At 64.6% G+C, this 3,370-nt stretch carries 4 protein-coding genes; 2 read left to right on the plus strand and 2 right to left on the minus strand.

Features of this window, described 5'->3' with window-relative positions:
* Positions 1 to 190 precede the first annotated feature (190 nt).
* Both IVB47_RS25215 and IVB47_RS25220 read right to left on the minus strand, forming a co-directional pair.
* Entirely contained in the window at positions 191 to 565 is a 375-nt protein-coding gene (locus IVB47_RS25215) for a CsbD family protein (RefSeq protein WP_027570248.1), read from the minus strand.
* A 73-nt stretch (positions 566 to 638) separates the two neighbouring features.
* A complete protein-coding gene (locus tag IVB47_RS25220; protein WP_247431911.1) occupies positions 639 to 1,376 on the minus strand; it encodes an SDR family oxidoreductase in 738 nt (245 codons plus the stop codon).
* Between the two features lie 99 nt (positions 1,377 to 1,475).
* Between IVB47_RS25220 and IVB47_RS25225 the strand changes: the two genes are divergently transcribed.
* Positions 1,476 to 2,255 (plus strand): SDR family NAD(P)-dependent oxidoreductase, encoded by a 780-nt coding sequence (locus IVB47_RS25225; protein WP_247465256.1) that lies wholly within the window; start codon positions 1,476 to 1,478, stop codon positions 2,253 to 2,255.
* 200 nt (positions 2,256 to 2,455) lie between these two features.
* A complete protein-coding gene (locus tag IVB47_RS25230; RefSeq protein ID WP_247465259.1) occupies positions 2,456 to 3,343 on the plus strand; it encodes a TauD/TfdA family dioxygenase in 888 nt (295 codons plus the stop codon).
* The last annotated feature ends 27 nt before the right edge of the window (positions 3,344 to 3,370 follow it).

A 3,370-nucleotide genomic window follows, 5' to 3' on the forward strand; every position in this document is an offset into this window, starting at 1 on the left:
GATCCCGCGGCCGCCTGGCAATGTCGGGCGATCGGCGGAAGTGTTCCGATAGTTGATCTCATGTCCCGGACGCGGCGCAGCCGCAGAGCGGACACCGCCTTGCAACATCCATAAAAAAAGGCCCCGGCTCGGCAACGCGGCGTTACACGCCGCGCTGCGTCCGGGGCCTGATGCTTATCGCGCCTTGGCTTCAGCCGTAATAGCGCCAGCGCGGCGGCGGGCGGCGGGAAGGCCGTGCCATCAGCAACGCGAGCGCGAAGCCTATGCCGCCGGCGACCAGCAGCGCGCCGAGCGGGTTGTCCTGCACCTTCTGGGCAATCGCCTGCGAACCGTCGCGCAAGGTTTCGGCCGGCTTGTCGTAGGCGTCCTTGGCATAGCTGGCCGCGGTGTCGGTCGCGTCACGTACGGCATCCTTGGCCTGGCCGTAGAGATTCTGCACCGTGCCGGCCGCTTCGCGTGCCTTGCCCGACGCCTGTGTCTGCGCATCGCCTGCGAGATCACCGACAGCGCCTTCCGCGCGTCCGGCGAATTCCTTGGCCGATCCGACAATCCGATCTTTATCCATGATGCTCCTCCTCGGGGGTCAGCCCAAGTAACCGATCAGGAGCGGCGCAGTTCCATCTGACTTGAAATTGGACTCAGAGAATCAGCCCGCCGTCGACGACCAACGTCTGGCCGATAATGTAGGACGACAGCGGAGATGCCAGGAACAGCGCCGCGCCCGCCATGTCAGCAGGCGTGCCCAATCGCCGCAGCGGAATGCGTGAAAGTGCACCTTCGAGCCGCTTGGGATTCTCGGTCGTGACCCTCGTCATCTTGGTGTCGACCAGACCAGGCGCGATGCCGTTGACGCGGATGCCGTCTTCGGCCCAGGCCTCGCCGAGCGTCCGTGTCAATCCGACAGCCCCGGTCTTCGACGCGTTGTAAGCAGGATTGCCCATGGTGGAATGATAGGCCGCGGTCGAGGACACCATGATCAGCGATCCCCGCGAGTCCCGCAGCATGGAATGAAATCGCGTGGCGCAGGCCATCAGGCTCATCAGGTTGACCTCGACGACCTTGCGAAAGCCGGCCATCTCGAACTCGCCGCGGCGATAGAGCACCGCGCCCTGCGCGAGCACCAGGATATCGAGCCGTTCGAACGACGGCTTGAACGCTTCGACCGCGCCGGCATTGCCGACGTCGAGTTGCGCGTAGGAGAGACCGGTGAGATCCGAGCCCTCCTCAGCTGAATATTCCTTCGCGTGAGCACGCGTGCCGCAGACCGCGACTTGCGCGCCCCTGACGCGAAAGGCTTGCGCGATACCGTTGCCGATGCCGCTGGATCCGCCGACAACCAGCACCTGCTTGCCTGAGAAATCGAGCTCGTTCGTCATCGCTGGCCTCCCCGATCGTCTTGCTTGTTTGACCTGTCTGCGGATCGATGACAGCCTTGTCAATCACAACAAGAACAAGCAGGGCTCAGAGGAAACAGCATGGCCGATTTCAAACAACTCAGCCGCTCCGTGAAGGGCCTGACCGTTCTCGTCACCGGCGCGGCCAGCGGCATGGGACGCGCAACGGCCCGCGTGTTCGCCACCGAGGGCGCCAACGTCGCCGTCACCGATTATGACGAGCAGGGCGCGCTGGCCGTGGCGAAGGAGATCGCGGCAAGCGACGGAGCCGCGAAAGCCTGGAAGCTCGACGTGGCCGACGGCGATGAGATCAGGCGCGTGGTCGGCGACGTCGCGACGCATTTCGGCGGGCTCGACATCATCGTCAACAATGCCGGCATCTCCGTGCGCGTCGCGATCGACGACGAGGCCTATGAGGACGCCTGGGCTAGGGGTATCGCGGTGATGCTGACGGCGCATCCGCGCATCATCCGCGCCGCGCTGCCTCACTTGCGCAAGTCGAAGAGCCCGCGCATCGTCAACATCGCCTCGACCGAGGCGCTCGGCGCCACCGCATTGCACAGCCCCTATTCGGCGGCGAAGGGCGGCGTCGCCAGCCTCACCCGCTCGCTCGCGGTGGAGCTTGGCCGCGAAGGCATCACCGTCAATTGCATCTGCCCGGGGCCGATCCGCACCGCCATCACCGACAGGATCTCGGAAGAGCACAAGATCATCTACGCCAAGCGCCGCACTGCACTGGGCCGCTACGGCGACCCCGAAGAGGTCGCGCACATGACGCTGAGCCTGTGCCTGCCCGCAGCGTCCTTCCTCACCGGCGCGGTGATCCCCGTCGACGGCGGCCTGATGGCGCGCAACGCGTGAGCGGCACCAAAGGTGCGTAGCCTGGATGGAGCGCAGCGCACTCCGGGGTTCTCACCTCGCGGGAAGACTTCCCGGATTACGCTGCGCTCCATCCGGGCTACGGGCAGCTATGCACGCCTAGCGTTGACATCGCTTGTTACGGGAGTAACTTTTTCACCGACAGAGCGGACCAACCGCTCGCGGTTCGCGGGAGAAACGTCATGACGATCGCCATCCGGCAGCTTCACAAACATTTTGTCGGCGAGGTTTCCGGCCTCGACCTGCGGCAACCTCTCACCGAGGTCGAGGCGCGCGAGATCGAAGCCGCCATGGACAAATATGCGGTGCTGGTGTTCCACGACCAGGACATCACCGACGAACAGCAGATGGCTTTCGCGTTGAATTTCGGCCAGCGCGAGGACGCGCGCGGCGGCACGGTCACGAAGGAAAAGGACTACCGCCTCCAATCGGGCCTGAACGACGTCTCCAATCTCGGCAAGGACGGCAAGCCGCTGGCAAAGGACAGCCGCGCGCATCTGTTCAACCTCGGCAACTGCCTGTGGCATTCCGACAGCTCGTTCCGCCCCATCCCCGCAAAATTCTCGCTGCTGTCGGCCCGCGTGCTCAACCCGAAGGGCGGCAACACCGAATTCGCCGACATGCGCGCGGCCTATGACGCGCTTGACGACGAGACCAAGGCGGAGATCGAGGACCTCGTCTGCGAGCACTCGCTGATGTATTCGCGGGGATCGCTCGGCTTCACCGAATACACCGACGACGAGAAGCAGATGTTCAAGCCGGTGCTTCAACGTCTCGTGCGCACCCATCCCGTGCATCGCCGCAAGTCGCTCTATCTCTCATCGCATGCCGGCAAGATCGTCGGCATGAGCGTCCCCGAGGGAAGGCTGCTGCTGCGCGATCTCAACGAGCACGCAACGCACAGCGAGTTCGTCTACGTCCACAAATGGACGCTGCATGACCTCGTGATGTGGGACAACCGCCAGACCATGCACCGCGTCCGCCGCTACGACCAGTCGCAGCCCCGCGACATGCGCCGCGCGACGGTCGCAGGCACGGAGCCGACGGTGCAGCAGCAGGCGGCGGAGTAGGCGTTACTCAGCAATCGGTGTCATCGC

This window comes from Bradyrhizobium sp. 62 (assembly GCF_023073035.1).
Lineage (GTDB): Bacteria > Pseudomonadota > Alphaproteobacteria > Rhizobiales > Xanthobacteraceae > Bradyrhizobium.